The following is a 1,266-nucleotide window of genomic DNA, read 5'->3' on the forward strand; positions in this document are numbered from 1 at the left end:
GAGACATTGACCTACCGACCCTCAGCGCCGACCCTGCCATGACCGATCCTTCGACTCTCCAGCTCTTGGTCGCCACGACCGAGGAACTCAACTCCCTCATTCGTCGCATCGTCCTTCAAGCGCCGGATGGCGGCCTCCTGCCAAGTTTCAGCGCCGGGGCTCACATCCAGGTGCAGGTGCAGCTCGGCGTTGGCCTAAGCGACTGGCGTCACTACTCGCTCATCAGCTTCGACCCGACCGGTTCCTCGACGCTTGCTCCCCGCGACTACACCATCGCGGTGCGGCGAGAAGATGTGGGCCGAGGCGGATCCAAGCACATGCATCAGCTCAAGGCTGGCGACTCCGTTACTGTGCAGGCGCCCAAGAATGACTTTCCCCTCCGTGATCACGAGGCAGCGGCCGTTTTGGTCGCCGGCGGCATCGGCGTCACGCCACTTGCCTCCATGGCGACCGAGCTCAAGCGCGTGAACCGTGCGGCGCGCATGGTGTACGCGGGCCGCATGCGAGAGCTCATGGCATTCGTGCCCGAACTCCGTACGCTGCTCGCGGACTCGCTGGAGCTCCACGTCGACGAAGAAGCCAATGCCCCGCTGGACATTGCACGACTGCTTGATGGCTGCGACGCGGGTGAAGTCCTCTACGTCTGCGGTCCGAAGATCATGCTGGACGCGATCCTCTCTGAGGCCCAATCCCGAGCCTGGCCGTCCGACCGTATCCGGTTCGAACTCTTCTCCGCACCCGAGGCTCAGACGGGTGACCGCGCCTTCGAGGTCTTGCTCAAGCAAAGCGGCAAGACGCTCACCGTGTCTTCCGATCAATCGATCCTGGACTGCCTCCTCGACAACGGGTGCGACGTGCTTGCCGACTGCAAACGCGGCGAATGCGGCATCTGCGCCGCCACCGTCCTCGAAGGCGAGATCGATCACCGCGACGTGTTCCTCAGCGAGCACGAAAAGAAGTCCACCACGCGCATCTGCGCCTGCGTGTCGCGCGCCGTGGGCACCCTCACGCTCGACTCCGCCTACCGCGCCGACAGCTGACCCGCGCGCTCCGCAAGCCACCTTGCGCGATGATCGCGCAGTTCATTTGGCAATCGCGCAACAAAGGTCAACGATGGTGGCCGGCTAGGTGATTGCCTGCTCCGCCGGATGTTGCAAAGTGTTGAAAATAGCCCCGGTTCGCGTTCCGCCCCTCAAAGGAAAAGACATGCCAAGACGCGATCTCATCCCGACCGCTGGCCTCTCGGCACGTCCGCTTTCAATGTCG

The 1,266-nt window shown here is 63.4% G+C and carries 1 protein-coding gene; it reads left to right on the forward strand.

Features of this window, described 5'->3' with window-relative positions; all coding sequences use genetic code 11:
* Window positions 1-38 precede the first annotated feature (38 nt).
* The gene (locus tag ACSFA3_RS24040) at window positions 39-1,040 is read left to right on the forward strand and encodes a PDR/VanB family oxidoreductase (protein ID WP_435507907.1); all 1,002 of its coding nucleotides are present in this window, start codon (window positions 39-41) and stop codon (window positions 1,038-1,040) included.
* Window positions 1,041-1,266: the final 226 nt, after the last annotated feature.

The organism is Variovorax glucosi, assembly GCF_051216695.1.
GTDB lineage: Bacteria > Pseudomonadota > Gammaproteobacteria > Burkholderiales > Burkholderiaceae_C > Variovorax.